Origin of the sequence: Paenibacillus glycanilyticus, from assembly GCF_030161375.1 — a bacterium.
Lineage (GTDB): Bacteria > Bacillota > Bacilli > Paenibacillales > Paenibacillaceae > Pristimantibacillus > Pristimantibacillus glycanilyticus_B.
The window spans coordinates 78,722-101,992 of sequence record NZ_BSSQ01000011.1; the positions used below are offsets into that span (position 1 = coordinate 78,722).

22 protein-coding genes are annotated in these 23,271 nt (G+C 49.8%); 19 read left to right on the plus strand and 3 right to left on the minus strand.

The window, feature by feature from the left end; translation table 11 throughout:
- Nucleotides 1-55: 55 nt before the first annotated feature.
- The 4 genes from typA to QQK89_RS12940 are packed head-to-tail and all read left to right on the plus strand — an operon-like array spanning nucleotide 56 to nucleotide 3,575.
- Complete coding sequence (gene typA, locus QQK89_RS12925) at nucleotides 56-1,894, plus strand: translational GTPase TypA (protein ID WP_284238984.1); 1,839 nt, start codon at nucleotides 56-58, stop codon at nucleotides 1,892-1,894.
- 29 nt (nucleotides 1,895-1,923) lie between these two features.
- Nucleotides 1,924-2,238: a YlaH-like family protein gene (locus QQK89_RS12930; protein WP_284238985.1), complete on the plus strand. Its 315-nt coding sequence runs from the start codon at nucleotides 1,924-1,926 to the stop codon at nucleotides 2,236-2,238.
- Nucleotides 2,235-2,507, plus strand: a complete 273-nt coding sequence (locus QQK89_RS12935; protein ID WP_284238986.1) for a hypothetical protein — start codon at nucleotides 2,235-2,237, stop codon at nucleotides 2,505-2,507. The genes QQK89_RS12930 and QQK89_RS12935 overlap by 4 nt, the downstream gene beginning before the upstream one ends.
- A gap of 18 nt (nucleotides 2,508-2,525) precedes the next feature.
- Complete coding sequence (locus tag QQK89_RS12940; protein ID WP_284238987.1) at nucleotides 2,526-3,575, plus strand: LCP family protein; 1,050 nt, start codon at nucleotides 2,526-2,528, stop codon at nucleotides 3,573-3,575.
- Nucleotides 3,576-3,884: 309 nt separating this feature from the next.
- Here the strand turns inward: QQK89_RS12940 and QQK89_RS12945 are convergent, their stop codons facing one another.
- Complete coding sequence (locus tag QQK89_RS12945) at nucleotides 3,885-4,427, minus strand: YhcN/YlaJ family sporulation lipoprotein (RefSeq protein WP_284238988.1); 543 nt, start codon at nucleotides 4,425-4,427, stop codon at nucleotides 3,885-3,887.
- Between the two features lie 116 nt (nucleotides 4,428-4,543).
- On the opposite strand from QQK89_RS12945, the gene QQK89_RS12950 reads away from it, so the two are divergent.
- Together QQK89_RS12950 and QQK89_RS12955 are read left to right on the plus strand one after the other, a co-directional pair.
- Nucleotides 4,544-5,875, plus strand: coding sequence for a PhoH family protein (locus tag QQK89_RS12950; RefSeq protein ID WP_284238989.1), 1,332 nt, complete (start codon nucleotides 4,544-4,546; stop codon nucleotides 5,873-5,875).
- 330 nt (nucleotides 5,876-6,205) lie between these two features.
- Nucleotides 6,206-7,480 carry a sugar ABC transporter substrate-binding protein gene (locus tag QQK89_RS12955; protein WP_284238990.1) on the plus strand — a complete coding sequence of 425 codons (1,275 nt, stop codon included), beginning with the start codon at nucleotides 6,206-6,208 and terminating at the stop codon, nucleotides 7,478-7,480.
- Here QQK89_RS12955 and QQK89_RS12960 read toward each other — a convergent pair.
- Nucleotides 7,452-8,552, minus strand: coding sequence for a coiled-coil domain-containing protein (locus QQK89_RS12960; protein WP_284238991.1), 1,101 nt, complete (start codon nucleotides 8,550-8,552; stop codon nucleotides 7,452-7,454). The genes QQK89_RS12955 and QQK89_RS12960 overlap by 29 nt on opposite strands.
- A gap of 101 nt (nucleotides 8,553-8,653) precedes the next feature.
- Here QQK89_RS12960 and QQK89_RS12965 point away from each other — a divergent pair, with 101 nt between their 5' ends.
- Nucleotides 8,654-9,817 carry a class I SAM-dependent methyltransferase gene (locus QQK89_RS12965; RefSeq protein ID WP_284238992.1) on the plus strand — a complete coding sequence of 388 codons (1,164 nt, stop codon included), beginning with the start codon at nucleotides 8,654-8,656 and terminating at the stop codon, nucleotides 9,815-9,817.
- A 61-nt stretch (nucleotides 9,818-9,878) separates the two neighbouring features.
- On the opposite strand, the gene QQK89_RS12970 is transcribed toward QQK89_RS12965, so the two are convergent.
- Nucleotides 9,879-10,115 (minus strand): DUF2626 domain-containing protein, encoded by a 237-nt coding sequence (locus QQK89_RS12970; RefSeq protein ID WP_091180709.1) that lies wholly within the window; start codon nucleotides 10,113-10,115, stop codon nucleotides 9,879-9,881.
- 266 nt (nucleotides 10,116-10,381) lie between these two features.
- Between QQK89_RS12970 and QQK89_RS12975 the strand changes: the two genes are divergently transcribed.
- From QQK89_RS12975 to QQK89_RS13030, 12 genes are all read left to right on the plus strand, one after another.
- Nucleotides 10,382-11,032, plus strand: coding sequence for an RsfA family transcriptional regulator (locus QQK89_RS12975; protein ID WP_284238993.1), 651 nt, complete (start codon nucleotides 10,382-10,384; stop codon nucleotides 11,030-11,032).
- A 194-nt stretch (nucleotides 11,033-11,226) separates the two neighbouring features.
- Complete coding sequence (locus QQK89_RS12980; protein WP_284238994.1) at nucleotides 11,227-12,174, plus strand: ketopantoate reductase family protein; 948 nt, start codon at nucleotides 11,227-11,229, stop codon at nucleotides 12,172-12,174.
- Nucleotides 12,175-12,196: 22 nt separating this feature from the next.
- Nucleotides 12,197-12,592: a DUF3397 domain-containing protein gene (locus QQK89_RS12985; protein ID WP_284238995.1), complete on the plus strand. Its 396-nt coding sequence runs from the start codon at nucleotides 12,197-12,199 to the stop codon at nucleotides 12,590-12,592.
- A 142-nt stretch (nucleotides 12,593-12,734) separates the two neighbouring features.
- Nucleotides 12,735-14,372, plus strand: coding sequence for a bacillithiol biosynthesis cysteine-adding enzyme BshC (bshC, locus tag QQK89_RS12990; protein WP_284238996.1), 1,638 nt, complete (start codon nucleotides 12,735-12,737; stop codon nucleotides 14,370-14,372).
- Between the two features lie 58 nt (nucleotides 14,373-14,430).
- Entirely contained in the window at nucleotides 14,431-15,693 is a 1,263-nt protein-coding gene (locus QQK89_RS12995; protein ID WP_284238997.1) for an adenosylhomocysteinase, read from the plus strand.
- 159 nt (nucleotides 15,694-15,852) lie between these two features.
- Nucleotides 15,853-17,046: an ornithine--oxo-acid transaminase gene (locus QQK89_RS13000; protein ID WP_284238998.1), complete on the plus strand. Its 1,194-nt coding sequence runs from the start codon at nucleotides 15,853-15,855 to the stop codon at nucleotides 17,044-17,046.
- On the plus strand, nucleotides 17,043-17,945 hold the full coding sequence (gene rocF, locus QQK89_RS13005) for an arginase (protein WP_284238999.1): 903 nt from the start codon (nucleotides 17,043-17,045) through the stop codon (nucleotides 17,943-17,945). The genes QQK89_RS13000 and rocF overlap by 4 nt, the downstream gene beginning before the upstream one ends.
- A 72-nt stretch (nucleotides 17,946-18,017) precedes the next feature.
- On the plus strand, nucleotides 18,018-19,067 hold the full coding sequence (locus QQK89_RS13010) for a DUF4349 domain-containing protein (RefSeq protein WP_284239000.1): 1,050 nt from the start codon (nucleotides 18,018-18,020) through the stop codon (nucleotides 19,065-19,067).
- Nucleotides 19,068-19,198: 131 nt separating this feature from the next.
- Complete coding sequence (gene mraZ / locus QQK89_RS13015) at nucleotides 19,199-19,636, plus strand: division/cell wall cluster transcriptional repressor MraZ (protein WP_284239001.1); 438 nt, start codon at nucleotides 19,199-19,201, stop codon at nucleotides 19,634-19,636.
- Nucleotides 19,637-19,666: 30 nt separating this feature from the next.
- The gene (rsmH, locus tag QQK89_RS13020; protein ID WP_284239002.1) at nucleotides 19,667-20,617 is read left to right on the plus strand and encodes a 16S rRNA (cytosine(1402)-N(4))-methyltransferase RsmH; all 951 of its coding nucleotides are present in this window, start codon (nucleotides 19,667-19,669) and stop codon (nucleotides 20,615-20,617) included.
- 23 nt (nucleotides 20,618-20,640) lie between these two features.
- Nucleotides 20,641-21,027, plus strand: coding sequence for a cell division protein FtsL (gene ftsL, locus QQK89_RS13025; RefSeq protein ID WP_284239003.1), 387 nt, complete (start codon nucleotides 20,641-20,643; stop codon nucleotides 21,025-21,027).
- A gap of 9 nt (nucleotides 21,028-21,036) precedes the next feature.
- Nucleotides 21,037-23,238, plus strand: a complete 2,202-nt coding sequence (locus QQK89_RS13030; protein WP_284239004.1) for a penicillin-binding transpeptidase domain-containing protein — start codon at nucleotides 21,037-21,039, stop codon at nucleotides 23,236-23,238.
- Nucleotides 23,239-23,271 lie beyond the last annotated feature (33 nt).

Below are 23,271 nucleotides of genomic sequence, written 5' to 3' on the forward strand. Positions count from 1 at the left end.
TGGCTGTAAGAGAAAAAAGTAAGTAAATTAGAGAAAATGGAGTGGATTATTAGTTATGCAAGCAAGAGAAAACATCCGCAATATCGCGATTATCGCCCACGTTGACCACGGTAAAACAACTTTGGTTGATAAGCTGTTGCAGCAATCAGGCACATTTAGAGAACATGAAGCTGTTCAAGAGCGGGCGATGGATTCCAACGACCTGGAACGCGAACGCGGTATTACGATCCTGGCGAAAAATACGGCAATCACGTACAAAGACTACCTTATTAATATCGTAGATACGCCAGGACACGCCGACTTTGGCGGCGAAGTGGAACGGATCATGAAGATGGTTGACGGCGTATTGCTCGTTGTTGACGCATTTGAAGGCTGCATGCCGCAAACGAAATTCGTATTGCGCAAAGCACTCGAGAGCAACCTTACGCCAATTGTTGTCGTCAATAAAATTGACCGTCCGAATGCCCGCCCTACAGAAGTTATTGATGAAGTGCTTGACCTGTTCATCGAGCTTGGCGCTAACGATGACCAGCTGGAATTCCCGGTTGTTTATGCTTCCGCTCTGATGGGTACTTCAAGCCTAGACGCCGAGAAACAAGACGATAACATGCAAGCTTTGTATGAAACGATTGTAAGCCACATCCCTTATCCAACTGAGACAGTTGACGAGCCGCTTCAATATCTCGTAACTTTGCTCGATTACAACGAATACCTGGGACGTATCGCCGTTGGCCGCGTTAACCGCGGTATTGTTCGCCAAGGCCAATCCGTTGCGGTTATTAACCGTGAAGGTGCGGTTAAGCAGGCTCGTATCGAGAAGCTATTTGGCTTCCAAGGTCTGAAGCGCATTGAGATTGAAGAAGCAGGCGCTGGCGACATCGTTGCAATTGCGGGTATTAAAGACATTAATATCGGTGAGACCATCGCTGATCCTTCGCAACCGGAAGCTTTGCCGGTTCTGAAGATCGACGAGCCTACGCTTCAAATGACTTTCTTGGTCAACAACTCGCCATTCGCAGGCCGTGAAGGCAAATGGGTTACATCCCGCAAGCTTCGCGAGCGCCTCTTCAAGGAGCTTGAGACGGACGTTGCGCTTCGCGTTGAAGAAACGGAAAGCCCTGACGCCTTTATCGTATCCGGACGCGGTGAGCTTCACCTTGGCATCCTGATCGAGAATATGCGCCGCGAAGGATTTGAGCTTCAGGTGTCTAAACCGGAAGTTATCATTAAGGAAGTAGACGGCGCGAAATCCGAGCCGTACGAGCGCCTCCTCATTGACGTTCCGGAAGACAGCATGGGCGCTGTTATGGAGAGCCTTGGAACTCGTAAAGCCGAGATGGTTAACATGATCAACAACGGCAATGGTCAAGTTCGCTTGGAATTCATCATTCCTGCACGCGGATTGATCGGTTACCGTACTTCGTTCCTGACTCTGACGCGCGGCTACGGCATTATGAACCATGCCTTCGACAGCTATGGTCCACTTGCCGCTGGCGTTGGCGGACGTCACCAAGGCGTGCTTGTATCGAGCGAGACAGGTACATCGACCTTCTACGGCATGCTGGGCGTAGAAGACCGCGGTATTCAATTCGTTGAGCCGGGCACTGAAATTTACGAAGGTATGATCGTAGGCGAGCACACGCGCGATAACGACATCATCGTTAACATCTGTAAAGAGAAAGCACTGACTAACGTGCGTTCCGCAGGCAAAGATGATACCGTTAAGCTGAAAACGCCTCGTCTGTTCTCTCTGGAGCAAGCGCTCGAATATTTGAATGATGACGAGTATTGCGAAATTACTCCGAAGTCGATTCGTCTGCGCAAGAAGATCTTGAACAAGAGCGAGCGCGAGCGTGCGGAGAAACACCGCAAGATGGCACAAGCTAACGCATAATCACCAGGCAGGCACAAGGGGGTCACGGCATGCAGCAATGGTTGAGCGACCATCACGCCGTTTCGTATTTGCTTATTCTTGGATTTACGGTTTATATCTTCAACAAAGTGTTCCGGGCAAACAATCAGAAGCTTCCGATTCTGAAAGAAGTGCTTGTCTACATTCTGATGGCCATCGGCTCGTTCGTGCTGATGGTCCTTCAGGTCGACAAGCTTCCAATTGTTCAATGTATGGGAATTGCCGTGCTGATGATGCTTATGCTTCGCGGCCGGCAGCTTTATGACAAATGGAAGAGTAACCGGGCCGGCAGCGGCGCCGTAAAGGAAGCTGATTCAGGCAAATGACGTTTGATGATGCCTTGTTCAACTGGCTGCAGATTCATATCGTAGCCGAAGACCGGCCGGATGATCGGGCAGCGCTGGATACTCGTGACTTTTTCGCGCAAATTTTGTCGGAAGATCACGGAGTTGCCAGTCTGCATATTTCGGCGACGGATGCGACGATGGTTCATGTCAAATATGAACGCAACGGACGTTCGAAGCTGCAAATGTATCCGCGGGAAGCTGCAGAGCAGCTTCTCGTTGATATCAGATCCAATCCGAAATACAACTGACATGAAGGTGATGATCTTATGACGCAAGGCTCTGCCGCGCTGCCGCCACGAGGGGGGAACGCCAAAGCCGCTCCAAGATCGCCTAAGCCACCGAAGAAAAGACGCGTATGGTTGAGAGTGGTTTTACTGCTATTATCTGCTGTTATTTTAATAATCGTGGCCTATTTCGGATATTTGGCTTTTAAGGCGAATGATGCTCTTCAAAAAAGCAGTACAGTATCGAATAGCGATGTAAAGATTCCAGTTACGGAATCCGTCAAAAAGAAACCTGTCGGCATGGTATTGCTTGGTCTTGATACGAGGGCTAAGGGCGGCGGTATGAATACCGACGTTATGATGGTTGCCGTATTTAACCCTAATACGAAAAAAGCGACGGTTGTTTCGATTCCGCGCGACTCTTTGCTGCAGCTTGAAGGTTACGGCGAACGGAAAGCGAACGCCAACTATGCCACGTTCTTCAGCCAAGCCCGTTCGGATAAAGGAATGGACAAAGAAGCGGCCGAGGAAGATGCAAAACGTGCGATCCGAGACATGTTAGGCAAATTTTTTGGCGTGGATCTGAAATACACGGCGGTTGTTAACTTCAAGGGCTTCGAGGATGTCATTGATGCGCTTGGCGGCATTGAAGTAAACGTGGATATGGACATGAAATACGTGGACACCGCCGATGGTACAAATATCGACCTGAAGAAAGGTCTCCAGAAGCTTAACGGTGACAAGGCATTGGATTTTGTCCGTTACCGTAAGTCCAACGACGGCCGCAATATGTCCAGCGATTTCGACCGCAACAAACGCGAGAGCGAAGTTGTGGCCAAGATCGTTGACAAGATGAAATCGCTCAGCGGGATTGCCAAGATGGGCGAGGTTATCGATGCGGTAGGCGACAATATGGAGATCGACATGCCGCCGAAGGAAATTCAGAACCTGATGAAGACTTACTTCGGCATCAGCAGCGCGGATGTGCAATTCATTCCGCTCGAAGGAATTTGGAAAAGTCCTTACGTCTATTTGGATGAGGCCAAGCTTGATGAAGCCCGTGCAGCTTTGCAGGCGAAAATGGCTGAATAACCATAGACTACGGATTCTTTTACAGCTATAATAGGTGTACGGATATGAACCCTTGGAAGAGGAGGTCATGCGGATGCCCAAAGCCGTAACCGCTAATTGCATACTAATAAGAATAAGCGGTGAAGAGCGCTTGAGAAGAACATTCTTGGGCCTAGCGGCGGATGACTGCATCTGTGTGCCGATCTTTGCATGTATCCGGATTGAATTGAATACAATGTTGACAGGCTTGTCCCAAAGGACGAACTGTCATAAGGAAAGCCTAGTGAGCCAGTCACTAGGCTTTTTGTGTCTTTTGCCGCGGTATACAAGCTAATGAAGTTTGTGTAAATCGTTGGCGCGTTGTTGAATCTCGGGATCTTGAGGCATAACCTCTCGAGGTACCTGCGGTACGATTCGGCCGATAATATCGGCCATCTCCTCAGCAAAACCGCTAAGCGGTTTGCCGCGGCGGATGTCTGCTCCGATTTCGTTCAGCCGCTGTGATAAATCCATATCGGCTGTTACGATAGCATCAATACCGTAGGGATCTTTATGAAACGCTTCAGCAACGGAATATTTGATTGTGCCAACTCTGGAGCGATCAAGCTTGCTGTCGACGTTGATGCCTACGACAGCGGTGTTGCCGAATACGACACAGTGCGCATTCGTAACTCCTTTGATGCCCATGGCTAACTGTTCCAGATGCTTAGCGACCTGCTCAGGATTCGTAATTTCTTTTTTCTGAGGACTTGTCTGCTGTGCGCGAACAGTGCCATTATTTTGAGGAGAGGGTGATGTTTCGTTACGTGCGACGGTGGCGCAGCCTGCCGTAATTGCCGCAATAGCGATCGCCGCAATAAGTTTATGGTACATGATGGTTCCACCTCTTTTTGTCTTGTTGCACATCGTCTATTCAGCTTTAGTGTACCCGTAGCCAAGTATGGCTATGTATGCCTATCTATTGAATGACCGACGCCGGGAGGGTTCTCATGAGAAAAATATTCGTGCTCGACACTAATGTGCTGCTTCATGATCCGCAATCGCTCTTTGCCTTCGAGGATAACGAAGTCATCATTCCCGCGGTGGTGTTGGAAGAAATCGACTCCAAGAAGAGGTTGGCAGACGAACTAGGGCGCAATGCGCGTACAATTTCCCGGTTGCTCGACGGTATGCGGGTGGATGGGCATTTACACGAGGGCATCATGCTTCCTAATGGCGGACTGTTAAAGGTGGAGCTCAATCATAGGAGTTTCATGCGCGTGCAGGAGATGTTTGGCGAGATGACCAATGACAACCGGATCCTCGCTGTTGCGCTCAACTATCACTTGGAACAGCTGGACAAGGAAGAGACCAGCACGGTTGTACTCGTGAGTAAAGACGTGCTCGTCCGGATTAAAGCGGATGTGCTCGGTCTCAAAGCCCAGGATTATTTATCTGACCAAACGGTGTCTACGACGGATTTCTATGCCGGCCAAGTAACCGTCTTTGTTCACCCGTCTGTCATCGATGAATTTTATTCGTACCGCTTCCTGCCGGTCAAAAGCCTTCAGGGAGTAGCGAGGCTCAAGCCTAATGAATTTGTTATATTGCGAGATGAGATGGGGACCTCCAAATCCGCATTGCTTAAAGTCAGCCAGGATGGCGCTCGCCTAGAACCGTTGTTCCTCAGCAATGATCCGATTTGGGGCATAACCGCCCGGAACGCCCAGCAGCGAATGGCACTCGAGCTGCTGCTTAACGATGAAATCCCGCTCGTCACGCTTACCGGCAAAGCAGGTACGGGCAAGACGCTGCTAGCGCTTGCCGCAGGCCTGTTGAAGGTTGAAGATGAGCATAAATACAAAAAATTGTTGATCGCCCGTCCGGTCGTGCCGATGGGCAAGGATATCGGTTACCTGCCGGGCGAGAAGGAAGAGAAGCTGCGGCCTTGGATGCAGCCGATCTACGATAACCTTGAATATTTATTCGATACGAAAAAATCGGGCGATATTGATAAAATTTTGATGGGACTGGGCAGTATCCAGGTCGAAGCGCTTACGTACATTCGCGGGCGTTCGATTCCGGGACAGTTCATCATTATAGACGAAGCCCAGAATTTAACGAAGCATGAGGTGAAGACGATTGTCTCCAGGGTCGGAGAGGGCAGCAAAATCATCCTAATGGGCGATCCGGAGCAAATCGACCATCCTTATCTCGACGCCGTGAGCAACGGTCTCACGCATATCGTAGAGCATTTCAAAAGCGAAGGCATTAGCGGCCACATTACTCTTGAAAAAGGCGAGCGTTCCAAGCTCGCTCAGCTCGCGGCAGATTTGCTCTAGGTTTTACAAGGTAGCGGTGCGGGGAAATCCCAGCACCGCTTTTTTACGGTCAAAAAGGCAGAGGTTAATGGCAAACGGAGTAATTCTAATGTTTCTGGAGAAGTGTAACGTTCGCTTTTGCTCGCGGATTCCTTTCATCGCAGATGATAGGAATCCGCGAGCAATGGCGATCGGAAGAACATTAGAATTCGGAGTTTGCCCAATTAACCTAATTGGGCAGGGGGGAGCAAAGTCCTAGTTTGTTTGGACAACTCTACGTTTTATTGCTATGATAGGTTTTAATAGACTAGAATACCGGGGGCTAAAGTTACATCGGAAAGGAAGAAGTGTGTGGCTACAAGGAGATATGTCATGATCCTTGCGGGAGCTGTACTGTTGTCCGTTATTTTGTTTGTTCCGAATCTGGACTCCCCAAAACCTGCGGCTACCGGCAATAACTCTAATGATGCAAATGCTGGACCCGTGTCTGACGAGGGAAATGATGAGCCTATGGAATCCATAGTTGTAACCGTTTCCATGCCTGCTGAGCAATTTGCGTATTTGGAAGAGGCAAATGAACGATTCAAAGCTAAATCTCCGAATATGCAAGTGGAACTTTCGAATATCGAATCCAGTGAAGAAGCCTACTCGGCATGGAAGCAAGATCTTATGCTCGGATCTTCCTCTGATATTATGCTCATGGACAGCGGCTGGGTAAGGGAGTTTGCCGTGATGGGTTTGCTTGAGCCTGTCGATAGCGTCAACACGGCTAATACCTTTTCCGATCAACCGGCTAAACTTCTTGCTCCACTGAAGTGGAACAGCTATCTATGGGGCATTCCTTATGACGCGGATCCAACGATTATGGTCTGGAATAAGGCTTTATTGACTGAACAGAGTAGGAACGAACCGCCTAAGGATTGGACGGGCTTTATGGAATTAGCCAATCAACTAACGGCTTCCGGATCGAAATCTCTGCTTTATTTGCCTGGTGATTTCAGCGAGACGGCTGCTTGGCTGGATGGTTGGAGCCTCGAAGATAAACGCGGTGCCGGGTACTTATTATTAAACGATGAATCGGCAAACCGTCTGGAAGAGACAGCTTCCTTAACAATCCCGTCTACCGTTTTGAACAAACGTTTGCTCGGGACGGAGATGGAGAATCAGCGATTGCTTGTTTCGGTCATTCCATGGTCGGACTATAAAGAGCTCTCGGGAACAGAGCAGGACAAGCTGCTGATCGATAAATCCAAGCTGCGGAATTTGTGGCTGGGGAGCCGGAGTTTTGTTGTCGCGGCCAATTCGGAGAAAGCAGAAGCTGCTTTCAGCTGGATTAAGGAAATGACGACCGTTACCGAACAAGGAAATGTCTACGAACGATTTGGCAAGCTGCCGGCCAAAAACTCTTTATACGAAATAAGCGGATATTCGGGCACGATCGCCCAATATCCGCCTTCATGGTTGCTGCCTGTGCTTAATGACGAGCCAGTGAGCGAACCGCCGGCTCCCGACTGGCATAAAGAGTGGAACCGCTGGCAAGCTTTATGGAAGCTGTACGTGAGCGGCGCCGTGGACATCACTTCTTTTATTGATTCCGTTACAGCTTCATCTTCAGATAAACAATAAGTTCATTGTTCTTCACTTCAACCGATTTGGCTTGTATGAAGGATATAATGTCGCCAGGGTAGAAGCCAAGATCAAATTTCTCTTCTAATGTTTTCCTTGTTGTATCCGGGAGAGCAAATCCATTAAACAACAGCTCGTCGACATGGAAGACGATGCCGTTCTTTGGCGTCTCTTCCACGGTGTAGTGGCCGCCTACCGCAATCTCCATGTTGTCATGGTTGCCGGAGGCGGTTATTTTGCCATCCTCAAACGAGAAGGCGAAGTCTTTAAACCGTTCATCCTGTTCCCGAAGGAAATCGTTCAGCACATCGGCGGGAATATGAATCGTATAATTGAATCCGTTAATATCGAGATATTGCTTATGATTCTCGAGCCAACTCGGCAGCTTGTTCATCGCTTTGGATAAGGCGTCGAAATAACTCTCGACTTCCGCTAGGCCGGCTGTTTCCCAATAATGCGTCAACTCCTGCATCATAAGGCGAAGGCGGTCGGCATCGGAACGTCCGGCAAGATCTCCGTCTATCTGCTTCTCCAGAGCAGCTACGCGGCTACGCTGCGTCTGAAGCTTGTTTTCGATCTCTTCGAGCTCTGTTTTTCTAGTGCCCAGCTTTGTGTATTCTTCCTTCAAGCTTGTATATTCCTTCGTATAGGAATCAAGCGTATTCCGGTCCTGTTTGAAAATCAGATCGACATAATCGAGCATTGCAAACAGTTCATGCAAGGAATCGAAGGAAAGGAGGGCGCGCAGCAATACTTCTCGCTCACCCATATAATAAGCGCGTAGCACCTTGCCGGCGTCTTCGCGTTTTTGCTTGATTTCCTGCTCTCGCTCCGCAATCCGTTTGTCGGTATCCGACATATCCTCCGTAACCTTTTGTTTCTCCGCCTGTATACGTGTTATTTCCTTATCAATCTCCACAATAGACAAGCTTTTCTCCAGAATCTGATTAGCCTGCTCGTCCTCCGTCAACTGAGGCTCGGCCATAACGGGAAGCTTGCAAAGAGCAAGCATCAGAACGACCAGAAGGATAAAAAGCCATCTGCCTCGAACATAAATCGGATGGAATGCCACCAGCCGCCTCCTCTCTCACATGCTCGCGTTGCTAGGCCTGTACAGCAATCATTCTATGCGACAGTTCCATTTATTATATCTTATCGGCGGGAGATGAACAGGTGAAAATAGGCAAATTACCGTTAATGAACCGTATATCGGAGCAGATAGCCGTTATGCCCGCAGTCGGATGGCTGCCGGGAGATACCGGTGTACAGGAACATTTCCGTTGCATGACTTTTAAGCAATATATGAACTTTTGCTTGTATGACAACCAGCATGGTTATTACCGGTCTGGTTCGGTTCGCGTGGGGAAGCAGGGCGATTTCTATACAAGCTCTGCCGTTGGATCGGTGCTGGCCCATTGCTTATCGAACGTATTGCGCAGCTATGCGAATGACGTTGCGCAAGGGAGTATAAGGCTGATGGAATGGGGAGCGGGGACGGGGCGGTTGTCCAAGCAAATCCAAGACAGCTGGAAAATCCATTTGAACCGTTCCCCCGGCTATAAATGTCTACCGGTACTTGTTGATGATCATCCCGGCCATCTGGAGGAAGCAAAACGTTCGTTTTCCGCCGATGATCCAACCTGTAAGCCGTTATTTCTTGCTTCGGAAGAGGCGATGCACAAGAAGGAGTTGTGGCAGGGAACGCCTACGGTCGTGCTGGCTAACGAGCTGCTAGACGCATTTCCCGTGCATCGGGTTACAGTCTGGACAGGAAGGCTTGTTGAGCTTGGCGTAGCGGGTAATGCGGAGGAAGGCTTCTATGAGGTATATATGCCGATCTCAGATGAACGGATTCCGTTGTCGCTGCAAAGGGATGGCATTACATTGGTTGAAGGACAAAGGACAGAGGTTAATTTGGAAGCGGAGCAATGGCTCGGCAGGCTTGGCGAGATTATGGCATCCGGACGCGTCCTTATCATTGATTACGGACATGAGGCGAAGGAATATACCGCAGAACACCGGATGAATGGCACGCTGCTTTGCTATTCGGAGCATCGGGCATCCGATACGCCCTACATCAGGATCGGGGAGCAGGATATAACCGCTCACGTGCCTTTCACATCGCTCAAGCATGCTGCGGAAGTATCCGGGTGGCGGATAACCTATTACGATACCCAGAAGCAGTTTCTAATGGATTATGGAGCGTTTGAATTGCTGCAGAACCATGGAGAGACCGACCCGTTCGGAGAAAAGGCGCGAATAAACCGCGCGGTTCGCCAGCTGTTGTTAAGCGATGGCATGAGCGAGGCGTTTAAGGTTCTTATTTTGGATAAATGAAGGATATAAAAAAGGTGCGGCTCCTTGTGGGAGCTGCACCTTTTTGCCGTTCGCGAACATTTTAGAAGGGATTGCCCATTTTGAATACGGTCCAGTAAGTGAAACCTGCGAACGAAATAACCATATATCCCCAGAACATGAGTATGTAGGTTCGTTCGCTAAATTTCAGATAACCAAGGAAAACGAAAGCGATCGCTTGCGCAAAAAACAGCAGTGCGAATTCAGTCATGTGACCTGCGAAGGCCATCAAGCCGATCACAAGCGTCCAAAAACCGAGTACCCGATACATGCGTGCCATGAAACCATCCCCCCTTCGCTCTGACCCGAATTTCTATTGTACATTATAACGGTTGAATTTGGCAGTGTAAACAAGCAAGTACGAACAAAATCAACTATTTTGTGTAAATTGAAAGCGTTATGACTTCAGTTTGCACGTTAATCCAATGAATTATGTATGAGCTATTTGAAATTTGGTTATACAATTTAGTATCCAATAGATTCTATGAACTCTACCAAGGGCATAGAGATAAAGTAAGCGCCTTTACGTAAGGAGGTTTTGGTCGCATGACAGCAGTCAGACAAGATGCGTGGAGTCCGGACGATGATCTTATTCTCGCCGAAGTTACTCTACGCCATATTCGCGAAGGTAGTACCCAGCTTGCGGCATTCGAAGAGGTAGGGGAACGTATAGGACGTACTTCTGCGGCTTGTGGATTCCGTTGGAACAGCTGTGTCCGCAAACGTTATGAAGAAGCGATTCAAATTGCCAAGCAGCAGCGCCAGAAACGGAATTATTTGAAAAAACAGGCGATTGTCGCTACCCCTCATGTCTCTTCTATTGCCGTTTATGAGACGGAAGAAAGAGCATTTAGTGCCAATGCGGTATCGACGGAAGATGCTTTGTCCGTTGATTCCATTATTCGTTTTCTTAGACAATTCAAGACCACTTATCAGGACGTAAGCCGTCAAATCAAGTCTTTCGAGAAAGAACTGCGGGATAAAGAAGACGAGATTGAACGTTTGCGCGAAGAGAATGAGAGATTGTCTAAAGAAGTAAATAATGTTCAAACCGATTATCGCGCAGTCAATGACGATTATAAGACATTGATTCAAATTATGGACCGGGCACGCCGACTGGCGGTGTTGACGCATGAAGAGGAAGCAAAGCCTCGGTTTAAAATGGATGCGAACGGAAATTTGGAACGAATTGAATAGGTGAGCACCCCGCCGGGCAAGAATGGCGGGGTTTCGCTTTTTATGCGAATATACAAGTATGCTATATATACGAGCATACTTTTTTTGTGCCCAGCGCTAATTGGGCTTATGCTATCGAAGCTTTCGAAGTATGAATCATCACAATGACCTCTATAAGGACATAATGGTGATCATTCATTTCAGGAGGAATTAATTTGAATAACTTGAAGATCCATATAGTTGGAGGAGGAGCGATTGGTCTCCTTCACGCCGCCCGTCTTGCCTTGTCGGGTACTGATGTGACCGTTTGGACGAGAACAGGCGAGCAGGCCGAACGGCTGCGGAAGGAAGGCATCAGGCTGGTGACGCTGGAGGGCGAAGAGCGCGACGTCCAGGTGCAAAGCCAGAGCATAGATAGCCTGCAAGGACAAGATGTTGTCGGCTCTTCATCGGCATGGGTTATTCTTACAGTAAAACAAAGCCATATTCATGATGGGCTGCTCCAACGGCTGAAAGGATCTTTAATCCAGAAAAATACAGCGGTTTTATGCCTTCAGAACGGCATTGGGCATATGGACAAGATGGAGGGATATTTTCCTGACATTCCTTTGTATACAGGCGTAACCTCCGTTGGAGCGAGACGGCTTGATCCGCGCAGCGTCCGGCATACCGGCGACGGTCCCCTATGGTTTGGTCCGCATCGGGCGGACAAAAGAAGCGAAAATCTCCAAAATTTGTTGCTCAATATACTGAAATCGGCAGGATTCCGCGCGGGTTTGTCGAATGAGATGAGGGACCGAATTTACCAAAAGCTGCTTGTTAATGCGGTTATTAATCCGCTTACAGCTATTTTTGATACGACAAACGGGGAGCTTCCGAAACATCCGTCCAGATTGAAGCTAATGCGGTCGTTATACGAAGAATCGTTTGCGGTATTGTCGGCAGACGGGATGACGCTGGAGGAAGACGGCTGGAGGCTTGTCTTGCAGGTGTGCGAAGCTACGGCAGCCAATGTATCTTCCATGCTCAGCGATGTAAGGGCAGGGCGCAAGACCGAAATTGACTGGATCAACGGCGGCTTGTCCGAACTTGCGAGACGCCTGGGATTGCCTTCTCCGTTGAATGATGCCGCTGTGGCATTCGTGAAGCAAATCCATTCATAACATGAGGAAAGGTGCGGATGACATGGGCTTTTTATGGGACAGCATTAAATACGTCTACGCCTATTTGGCCGTTATACCTGTCATTCCGTTTTTTCTTGTTTATTTCGGATATGGCATGTTCTCAGACGATAGAAAAAAAGCGTTTCAACTGGCCATGGACGTTACAACGCTGCTCTTGATCGGATGCGTGGCCGTCTTATTCGATTCCATATTCAATAGCTCGTTTGGATTGTTTGCCATTATTCTTTTTATGCTGCTTGGCGGAGGCCTGCTTGGCAACATGCAGTTCCGCAAACGCGGCAACGTCAATATGAAAAGAGTGTTCCGCGCCGTATGGCGGCTTGGTTTTTTTACAATGAGCATGGCCTATCTGCTTCTTATGTTTATCGCGATCGGTCAACAAATTTTTTCCGCATAATTTCAATTGAAGCCCGCAACTTAAAAGTTGCGGGTCTTTTTGTTTTGACGCGCGGCTTATCCTTTGTGTACAATCAAAGTGTTGCATGAATGATTACAGTTATTCAAAATATAAGATTGATTTAGGAGGAACTGGTTGCGCTATGAATACGGAACGTTATGACTTGCCAAGCGCCCAGCCTTTAACAGAGGCGTATATACATCGTACGGACGCAAATATGGATTCGCTTTACGGCTATTTCGCCGGACGGGAGCAGGATTGGGCAACCCGCTTGCAGCGTCTTGAGGAGCTAGCTGGCACACGCGCAAACGCGGCCGAAGTGGCTGATGTGCTGCGTCAATATAACAGCCCGTATACGACGCCGGAGGTAGATGCGTCTATACGTGCGATTGCGGAAGGGGCTCCGGTCATTATTGGCGGGCAGCAAGCCGGATTATGGTCAGGAGCGCTGCTGGTCATACATAAAGCAGTCTCCATCGTGAGCGGCGCCAAATGGGCTTCCGAGAAGCTTGGCCGCAAGGTAGTCCCAGTCTTTTGGATTGCGGGCGAGGATCATGATTGGGATGAAGCCAATCATACCTTTGTGCTCAATGCGGAGCAGGAACTTCGCAAGCTGATCTTGCAGCGTCCCGAAGGTCCAAGAACGTCGGTCAGCCGGACGGCGGTAGACGGAGAAAGCTGGAACAAGCTGCTTGAAGAACTGGAACAAACGCTTCCTCATTCTGATTTCAAGCCAGCACTGTTGGAACAGCTGAAGCAAATCGCTGAACAATCCCGGTCTTTATCGGATATGTTCGCCGGTATTCTCGCCTTTTTGTTCGGCAAGGAAGGACTTGTGCTGCTTGACGCGGACGATCCGAAGCTGCGCAGAGTGGAAGCTCCGATGTTCCGCCAGCTGATTGAGCGCAATGATGAGCTTGAAGAGGCTTATCTGGCGGCTGCCGGCAAAGTGAAATCATGCGGTTACCAGCTGCAGGCGGACGTTGTTGAAGGCAGTGCGAATCTGTTTGTGTTTAATCAGGCCAATGGCCACGAGAGAACGCTGCTTCATAAACGCGACGGACAGTTCCAGGACCGCAAAGGGACGTCGTTCTGGTCCAAGGAGCAGCTGCTTAAGCTGGCGGAAGAGAACCCTTCGCAGCTTAGCAATAACGTACTTACCAGACCGATTATGCAAGATTATCTGTTCCCTGTTCTTGGAACGGTACTTGGTCCTGGCGAAATTGCTTATTGGGCTTTAACCGGGGATGCCTTCCGCAAGCTAGGTATGGAAATGCCGATTATTGTGCCGCGGATGTCCTTTACCTTGGTCGAAGGAACGATTGCGAAGCATATGATGAAATATGAGCTTTCTTTCGAGGATGTGGCCAAACGCTTTGAAGCCCGCAAACAGCAGTGGCTGTCGGAGCAGGACCAGCTGTCCATCGAAGAACGGTTCCATGATGTGAAGCAGACGTTTATTACGATGTATGGGCCGCTGCTTGAACTAGCAGGTTCGATTCAACCGGGACTTCTGAAGCTCGGCGAGACAAACCGCCAGAAGATCGTTGAGCAGATCGAATACTTGGAAGCGAAGACGAAGGATGCTTTCAACAAGCAATACGATGCGTCCATCCGCCAGCTTGACCGCATTGCGCTGTCGTTATGGCCTAACGGCAAACCGCAGGAGAGAGTCATCAATATGGCGGGGTATATGAACCGCTACGGATCGGTTTGGCTGGAGAAACTTCTTGAGCTTCCGTTCAGTCCGGTCGGCGGACATCAGCTAGTCTACTTGTAATAAATCGCTAAATAGAAGGAAATCGTGGAAAGATATTTGTAGGAGGCTATTATAAGGCATGAGTACAGTTGGAAAAAGCATTATTCGCGATATCGCCCTTGCACCGGAAGGGCATTTGAAGATCGACTGGGCAAGCGCGCATATGCCGGTATTAAACCGGATTCGCGACCAATTCGAGAAGGAACTCCCTTTTAAAGGGCTGAAAGTGACGATCTCGCTTCATCTTGAGGCGAAAACCGCTTATTTGGCAAAGGTCGTTCAAGCGGGCGGCGCGGACGTAACGATCACGGGAAGCAATCCGTTGTCGACGCAAGACGATATTTGCGCTGCGCTGGTGGAAGACGGCATTACGGTATTTGCCAAATACAATCCGGATCCGAAGGAATACAAAGAGCTGCTGATCAAATCGCTTGAAACGAAGCCTGATCTGATCATTGATGACGGCGGCGATCTCGTTACCATTTTGCATACGGAACGTCCGGACCTGCGCGAGAATTTGCGCGGAGGCGCTGAAGAAACAACGACGGGCATTATCCGTCTCAAAGCAATGGAGAAGGAAAGCACGCTCAGCTTCCCGATGGTTGCGGTGAATGACGCGTACTGCAAATATTTGTTCGATAACCGCTATGGTACGGGTCAATCCGTATTTGACGGCATTAACCGTACGACCAACCTTGTGGTAGCGGGCAAAACGGTTGTAGTTGTTGGTTACGGCTGGTGCGGCAAAGGCGTTGCGATGCGCGCGAAGGGCCTTGGCGCAAATGTTGTCGTGACCGAAGTAGACGCAATCAAAGCGGTTGAAGCTTACATGGACGGCTTTACGGTGCTGCCGATGGCAGAAGCGGCTAAAGTCGGCGAATTGTTCATTACGGTTACGGGCAACAAAGATTGCATTCGCGCCGAGCATTACGAAGTGATGAAGAACGGTGCCATTCTAACGAATGCCGGCCACTTTGACGTGGAGTTCAACAAGCCGGAGCTTGCGGCGATGTCGACCGACATCCGTACCGTTCGCCGCAACATTGAAGAATACAAGCTGAAGGACGGCCGCAGCATTTATGTGCTTGCGGAAGGACGTCTCGTCAACTTGGCGGCAGGCGACGGGCATCCGGCAGAAATTATGGATACGACGTTTGCTCTTCAAGCGCTTGGACTTAAATACGTAAACGAAGAGTACGCGAATATCGGCCAAAAAGTCGTTAACGTTCCTTACGAGCTGGATGAGCAGGTAGCGCGCTTTAAGTTGGACTCGCTGAACATCAGCATTGATAAGCTGACGCCTGAACAAGTCGCTTATCTCGACAGCTGGAAGGAAGACTAAAACCTAGTTTTTAATAGTTGACCCGCAGAACGTGCCTATTGGCGCGTTCTTTTTTTTACCCGGTCATGGGACTTGCGGCAACCGTCGTACAATGATACAAGAAGGACGTTTACGAAGTAATAATGGCTTCGTAATTCTTCTTTTCGGGAGGGATGCATAATGAAAAGCTCCGTTGACACGATACGGCTTATGGATCGTTTCGGTGCGCGCAACTACAGTCCGCTTCCTGTTGTCATCACACGCGCGGAAGGCGTGTGGGTGGAGGACCCGGAAGGCCGCAAGTACATGGATATGCTTAGCGCCTATTCCGCGCTTAATCATGGCCACCGGCACCCCGCAATCATACGTGCGCTCAAGGAGCAGGCGGATAAGGTGGCGTTGACATCCAGAGCCTTCCACAGCGAGCAGCTTGGGCAATTATCCAGGAAACTCGCGGAATTTACGGGCAAGTCCAAAATATTGGCGATGAATACAGGGGCCGAGGCGGTAGAAACCGCGTTGAAGGCAGCTCGGCGCTGGGCTTATCGGATAAAGGGCGTACCTTCCGGTCAAGCCGAAATTATCGTGTGCGAAGGTAATTTCCACGGACGTACCATTACAATCACTTCTTTTTCCTCGGAAGCGCAATACCGCGCGGGTTTTGGCCCATTCACGCCGGGCTTCAAGATCATTCCTTACGGCGATGCCGAAGCGCTTGCGAATGCGATCACGCCAAATACGGCAGCGTTTCTGGTGGAGCCGGTTCAAGGAGAAGCAGGCGTTATTGCACCTCCTGACGGATTTTTGAAGCAGGCTTTCGAGTTGTGCAGGCAGCATAACGTATTGTTTATGGCCGATGAGATTCAAACCGGGTTTGGTCGGACGGGTAAACGTTTCGCTTGTGATTGGGAAGACGTTACGCCGGATGTTTATATTTTGGGCAAGGCGCTTGGCGGAGGGGTGCTTCCGATCTCGGCCGTGGCAGCCGGGGATGATGTGCTTGGTTTGTTTGAACCTGGTTCGCATGGTTCGACGTTTGGCGGCAATCCGCTTGCATCGGCGGTTGCATTAGCAGCGTTAAAGGTCATGGAGGATGAAAAGCTGGCTGAGCGGTCGGAACAGCTTGGCCGCTATTTCAAGCAAAATCTAGAGGCGATCAGCCATGAAGATATCGTTGAAATAAGAGGGAAAGGGTTATTCATAGGCATGCAGCTTTCCGTGCAAGCCCGTGCCTATTGCGAGGCTTTGTTTCAGATTGGGCTGCTGTGCAAAGAGACGCATGAGACCGCGATTCGTTTTGCCCCGCCATTAATTATAACGAAGGAGGAGCTCGACTGGGCGCTGGAGCGGATTAAGGAAGTGTTTCAAGTATGACGAGGAAGCCGCGAATTTCGTTGATATCCGCGCCGTTTGGACTTGGGGCCGGAAGAGCGGGAAGCGAGCAGGCCCCGGACTATTTAATCCAGCTGGGACTGACCAGTCGGTTGCTTCAGCTTGGCTGCAACATTGACGAGATGAGGAAATTGGATCGTTCAGGTATGGCCGCTCCTTCTATTCAAGTGCCCATGAACCATGCCGTAGAAGTATTAAAGATGGGGGTGGCGCTGGCAGAAGCGGTGGAGACGGCCGTGACGGCCGGCCGGTTCCCGTTTGTGCTTGGCGGCGACCATAGTCTGGCGATGGGAACGCTAGCCGGGTTGACGGCGCGGCATCGCAAGCTAGGCGTTATTTGGATCGACGCGCATGCCGATATGAACACGGAGTCTACCAGCCCTTCCGGCAACATGCACGGTATTCCGCTAGCCGTTGCCTTAGGAAGGGCACAATTGTCTTTGTCGCATTTATTGCCGGGAGCGGGTACGGTCGCGCCCGGCAATATTGTCCTTATCGGAGCCCGCGATCTGGATCCTCCGGAGGAGGCGCTGATTTGGGCGGAGGGGATTACTTGCTATGGCGTGGCAGATATAAGGCGCCAAGGTATGGCTTCCATAGTGGCTCAAGCATTGAATCAGGCTGGCTTAGGTATGGACGGTATCCATCTTAGCTTTGATATCGACAGCATAGATCCATCCGAGGCTCCAGGGACAGGTACGCCCGTACAGCGGGGGTTAACGGCAGATGAAGCCAGAGAGGCCCTTCGACTACTCGCATCGTCTGCGGCACTATGCTCTGCCGAGTTTGTGGAAGTGAATCCGCTGCTTGACCGGAATGATCAGACTTCTAAGCTTGCCATAGAGCTTATTGCTTTATTTTTAAGCAATCTTGCCATTTAACAGGTTTTCTCTCCCTTGTGCAACCTTTCCAATTTTTATTCGTCTAGAGCGATATAAAAAGGGGGAGTATGGATGCGGAATAAAACAAAATGGTATACGTTCTTACTCATGATCATGGCTCTAGCGTTAATTCTTGGCGGTTGTTCGGAAGCAAGCAGCAACATGGACTCCAAAGGAAACGGCGGCACGAATTCAGCTACAACCGGAGCAACCGAACAGATGTCCGTCAGCGAAAATAAGGCAGTAACCGCAACGGAAGGCGCGGCAGCAAGCTCCGCCGAAGCGCCTTCTGCGGTAGGAGGAAGCGCGGACGGAGGGTCGGTTGGCGAGATTGCCGCGGAAGGCACCGGTACGGGACTTAATCAGAAGCTGATCTACAAAGCGAATTTGACGATTGAAGCCGTTGATTATGACAAGGCGGCAACGGCGCTCCGTAACGCGATCCACCAAGCTAGCGGCTATATTTTGCAATTTCAGGATGGACAATATAACGGAGAGAAAAGTTCCACCTATACCATTAAAGTGCCTGCTGCCGGTTTTATGGATTTTATCGACCGTCTGGACGGCATTGAACATAAAAAGTTCGAACGGCAAATAAGCGGAACGGACGTTACGGAAGAATACGTTGACCTCCAATCGAGGCTGAAGGCGCAGCAAGTGGTGGAACAAAGGCTTCTCGCCTTTATGGACAAAGCGACTAAAGCGGATGATCTGGTGAAATTCTCGGAGCAGCTGGCGACGGTTCAGGAAAACATCGAGCGGTTGAAAGGCCGAATCCGCTACCTTGATAACAACGTATCCTATTCGACAATCGAGCTGAGGCTCTACCAGCCCGAAGCGGGGGCCGATACGAAATCAGTTGAAGATGGTCTTGGCGGTAAAATGTCACAAGCTTTGAATGACAGCGTAGACGCTATGGTCACCGTCCTGCAAGGCTTGCTCATCTTCGTGGCGGGCGCGCTGCCAATCCTGCTGCTGGTTGCAATTATCGGTCTGCCAATCTATTGGCTTCGCGGAAGACACCGTTCCAAACAAAGCTTCAGAGCTCACGTTAAACCTCCAATTGCCCCAACGGCCAAGGAGGATGGCCAAGAAGAAGATCCGGATCAGCCAAAAGGTTAATCATATGAAATAATTTTCAAAAATCCTGCTCACTCGAGCAGGATTTTTATTTTAGGTGGCGAACTAGTCTATCTTAGTGGGGAAAAGTGGTGCCAAGTGGAGGATATGGGGGAAGGGGTGGGGCGCATCTCATGTTTATGGGTGAATATCAACATACCATTGATGAGAAGGGCCGCATTATTATTCCTTCGAAGTTCCGAGATTCGCTAGGCATAAGCTTTATCGCTACCCGCGGTTTGGACAACTGTTTGTTCGTTTACCCTATGAATGAGTGGAGCGTGCTGGAGCAGAAGCTCAAGTCGCTGCCGCTAATGAAGTCGGATGCCCGTGCGTTTACCCGGTTTTTCTTTTCCGGCGCAACGGAATGCGAGCTGGACAAACAGGGAAGGGTAAACATACCAGCCCACCTTCGCGATTATGCAAAGTTGGACAAGGATTGCATGGTGCTTGGCGTATCTAGCCGCGTTGAGATTTGGAGCAAATCAACATGGGAAGGCTACTATGAGCAATCCGAACAGGCGTTTAATGAAATCGCGGAGAAATTGGTTGATTTTGACTTTAACTTCTAGAGTAAACAACAGGAATGGGAGGATGTTAGCGTGTTTCAGCATGTTACAGTGCTATTGGAAGAGGCGGTAGACGGACTGGCGATTAAGCCAGACGGCATATACGTCGACTGTACGCTTGGCGGCGCAGGCCATAGTGAGAGAATTGTGTCCCAGCTAAGCGGTGGAGGGCGTTTAATCGCATTTGACCAGGATGATGCTGCGCTGGAGAACGCACGCGTAAGGCTTGCTCCCTATATGGATAGAGTAACGCTAGTCAAAAGCAATTTTCGTTATTTGGAAGAAATGCTTCTCACGTGTGATGTTCCAATGGTCGATGGTATCCCGCAGGTCGACGGTATTTTGTTTGATCTAGGCGTCTCCAGTCCGCAACTTGATGAAGCGGAGCGCGGCTTCAGCTACAACCATGACGCGCCGCTTGATATGAGGATGGATCAGGGCGGGGCTTTAACCGCTTATGATATCGTCAATAGCTGGGAGGAGCGGGAAATTTCTCGCATTTTGCATGTGTACGGGGAAGAGAAATTTGCAAGACAGATCGCGCGCAAAATTGTGCAGGCTCGCACGAACGCGCCCGTAGAAACAACCGGTGAGCTTGCCGAATTAATCAAATCCGGCATTCCGGCTGCAGCAAGACGGACTGGCGGCCATCCGGCCAAACGTTCGTTCCAAGCCCTTCGGATCGCTGTTAACGATGAGCTTGGCGCTGAGGAGGATGCGCTTGAACAGGCAGTCAAATGCGTTCGTTCAGGCGGCCGAGTATCGGTTATTACGTTCCATTCCTTGGAAGATCGCATCTGCAAGCATTTATTTGCGAGTTATGTTGAAAAATGCACTTGTCCGCCGGATTTCCCGAAATGTGTATGCGGCGGCACAGGAAAGCTTCGGTTAGTGAACCGCAAGCCGATTGTTCCGACAGAGCATGAGCTTGAAGTCAATCCCCGCTCTCGTTCGGCCAAGCTGCGTGTCGCAGAAAAATTGTAGGTTCTTTTAAGGGGGTACTTATATTGGCTTATATTAACGGCAATTTGGCCATGCAGCCAAAGCGCAAGCCCGATCAGAAGACGGTCATCCGCGAGACGAAACGAGTTGTAGTAAAGCGCAAGTCGATTCCGATTCAAGAGAAGCTGCTGTACATGTTTACAGTTGTGCTTTGCGTAATCGTGCTTGGCGTCATTGTGAACCAATATGCGAAAAACTATGATATGCGAGTTCAAATCAAACAGATGAATAATCAATCTGCGGCTTTGAACATTGACATGAAAGAGTTGCAAAAGCAAGTCGAAATGCTGAGCGATCCTGAGAGGATCCGCAAGATGGCCGAGACGCAAGGCATGGCAAGCACGGAACAGCCTGACATCATGGTAAATACACAGTCCGCTAAGTCGGAATAGGTGACGCATATGGTGAAACGAATTAAACTTCGTACGTTGTTGTTTGGAGGGATAATTACCCTCCTTTTTGTTGTTCTAATCGGCAGAATCTATTGGGTGCAAGTCGTTAAGGGAGACTTCTGGTATGATAAAGCAAAGTCAAGATGGGCGGCAGAAGAGAAGCTGGTAGCGAAGAGGGGGTCAATTACGGACAGAGACGGCAACATGCTCGCGATGGACTCTATCGCTTACGATGTTACGGTCAACCCTTTTATGATTAACAAGCTGAATATCGCCGACGAAGTAGCGGAAGGATTAAGCAAGCTTCTCGGCAAGCCCAAAGCCGATTTGCTTGATATTGTGACCAAGCAAAAGGCTGACGGCGAATTCTATCAGCAGCGCGAGATTCACGAGGAAGGCTGGAAGATCGATAAAGAGCTTGCGGACAAAGTCGTGGCTTTTCGGAAGGAGCTGTACGATAAATACAAAACGAAGGACGTTGGTATTTATCTCTTTGAAGACCAGAAGCGTTATTACCCTCGTAATTCGATGGCCTCGCAATTGCTTGGCTATGTAACGAAAGAGGGGCAAGCCGCTACAGGCATTGAGGCTTATTTCAACGATAAGCTGCAAGGCGTCGACGGCGAGCTCAAATACGAGAAGGACGGCAAACGGGTACAGCTTGCGCAAGGCGAAGTGGAATACAAGCCGGCCAAGGACGGTCAGGATATTGCGCTCACCATTGATATGGATATCCAGCATTACGTGGAAGAAGCGCTCGTGGGCATTAACGAGAAATACAAGCCTAAGAGCATTACCGCCATTGCGGCTGATCCAAATACGATGGAAATTTTGGCGATGGCCAATTATCCGACTTTTAACCCAAATACCTATTGGGACAGTAATTACGAGAATGCGTATAACCATGCGATCAAGTCTTTATATGAACCCGGTTCAACGTTTAAGATCGTGACGCTGGCGGCAGCGGTGCAAGAAGGGATTTTTAATCCGAATGCCACTTATCATTCCGGTTCGATTGCGGTACCTGGCGCGCCGGTAAAAGATATTAACAAAGTAGGCTGGGGAACGATTTCTTATTTGGAAGGCCTTAAACGTTCCAGTAACGTGGCCTTTGTAAAGCTGGGCTGGGAACAGCTCGGCGGAGAGAAACTACTGGATTATATTAACCGGTTTGGCTTTGGCCAGAAGACGGGGATCTTGCTCGGCGGCGAAGCGGCAGGCGGCATCAATGTCAACTTGTCTATTCCTTCCGATATAGCGCGCGCATCGTTTGGTCAAGGCAAGGTACAAGTAACGGCCCTTCAGCAGGTTGCGGCGGTTGCGGCGGTTGCGAACGGCGGCAATCTGATGGAGCCTCATATCGTTAAGCAAATCTATGATCCAAATACGCAAACAACGGTGAAAACCGAGCCTAAGGTTGTGCGCCAGGTTATTTCCAAGGACACCTCCAAGAAGGTGGGCGAATATTTGGAGCAAGTCGTTTCGGACCAAGAGATTGGCACGGGACGCAATGCCTATATCGAAGGTTATCGGGTAGCAGGCAAAACGGGCACGGCGCAAAAGGTTATCAACGGCAAATATTCTTCGGACAAGTTTGTGGTATCATTTATCGGTTATGCTCCCGTAGAGAATCCGAAGATTGTTTTGTACATCGTTGTTGACGAGCCGAATGATCCGCTTGCCGGCGGTGGTGCCGTTGCGGCTCCGGCCTTCAAGGACATTGTGTACAAGAGCCTGAAACATATGGGTGTTGCGCCAACGATTAAAGGCACCGAGAACGAGAAGAAAGAAGTGACCGTTACCGTGCCGAAGCTGTCGAGCATGACCGTGTCGCAGGCGAAAGCCCAACTGAAATCCCGCAGCTTGAACGTGGAGGTCGTTGGCGGCGGAACAAAGGTTGTGCAGCAAGTGCCCGCATCAGGCGCGTCAGTTCATCCGGCTCAAAAAGTGTATTTGATCACGGAGCAGCGGGACAAGCTCAAAATTCCGGATATGACGGGCATCTCCTTGCGGGATGCGCTTGAGATAGCTTCCGTCTTGGATATTCGGGTTACGGCCAAAGGCGAAGGGTATGTCGCAAGCCAGAAGCAAGTGACTCAAAACGGCGAACGTCTGCTTGAGCTTACGCTTGCTCCGCAAACGGATCTTGCGGCCGGCACGAGCGGGCAGACCGAAGACGCCGCTGCTGGCAACAAGGAATCCAAGCAATAATTCGTCCATAGCTTGTTCTATCCCCCACTTGTC

What these genes read in the sequence shown, in the direction of transcription:
- typA (WP_284238984.1), top strand. Translation starts at nt 56, where the DNA reads ATGCAAGCAAGAGAAAACATCCGCAATATCGCGATTATCGCCCACGTT.
- QQK89_RS12930 (WP_284238985.1), top strand. Translation starts at nt 1,924, where the DNA reads ATGCAGCAATGGTTGAGCGACCATCACGCCGTTTCGTATTTGCTTATT.
- QQK89_RS12935 (WP_284238986.1), top strand. Translation starts at nt 2,235, where the DNA reads ATGACGTTTGATGATGCCTTGTTCAACTGGCTGCAGATTCATATCGTA.
- QQK89_RS12940 (WP_284238987.1), top strand. Translation starts at nt 2,526, where the DNA reads ATGACGCAAGGCTCTGCCGCGCTGCCGCCACGAGGGGGGAACGCCAAA.
- QQK89_RS12945 (WP_284238988.1), bottom strand. Translation starts at nt 4,427, where the DNA reads ATGTACCATAAACTTATTGCGGCGATCGCTATTGCGGCAATTACGGCA.
- QQK89_RS12950 (WP_284238989.1), top strand. Translation starts at nt 4,544, where the DNA reads ATGAGAAAAATATTCGTGCTCGACACTAATGTGCTGCTTCATGATCCG.
- QQK89_RS12970 (WP_091180709.1), bottom strand. Translation starts at nt 10,115, where the DNA reads ATGGCACGCATGTATCGGGTACTCGGTTTTTGGACGCTTGTGATCGGC.
- QQK89_RS12975 (WP_284238993.1), top strand. Translation starts at nt 10,382, where the DNA reads ATGACAGCAGTCAGACAAGATGCGTGGAGTCCGGACGATGATCTTATT.
- QQK89_RS12985 (WP_284238995.1), top strand. Translation starts at nt 12,197, where the DNA reads ATGGGCTTTTTATGGGACAGCATTAAATACGTCTACGCCTATTTGGCC.
- bshC (WP_284238996.1), top strand. Translation starts at nt 12,735, where the DNA reads ATGAATACGGAACGTTATGACTTGCCAAGCGCCCAGCCTTTAACAGAG.
- QQK89_RS12995 (WP_284238997.1), top strand. Translation starts at nt 14,431, where the DNA reads ATGAGTACAGTTGGAAAAAGCATTATTCGCGATATCGCCCTTGCACCG.
- QQK89_RS13000 (WP_284238998.1), top strand. Translation starts at nt 15,853, where the DNA reads ATGAAAAGCTCCGTTGACACGATACGGCTTATGGATCGTTTCGGTGCG.
- rocF (WP_284238999.1), top strand. Translation starts at nt 17,043, where the DNA reads ATGACGAGGAAGCCGCGAATTTCGTTGATATCCGCGCCGTTTGGACTT.
- QQK89_RS13010 (WP_284239000.1), top strand. Translation starts at nt 18,018, where the DNA reads ATGCGGAATAAAACAAAATGGTATACGTTCTTACTCATGATCATGGCT.
- mraZ (WP_284239001.1), top strand. Translation starts at nt 19,199, where the DNA reads ATGTTTATGGGTGAATATCAACATACCATTGATGAGAAGGGCCGCATT.
- QQK89_RS13030 (WP_284239004.1), top strand. Translation starts at nt 21,037, where the DNA reads ATGGTGAAACGAATTAAACTTCGTACGTTGTTGTTTGGAGGGATAATT.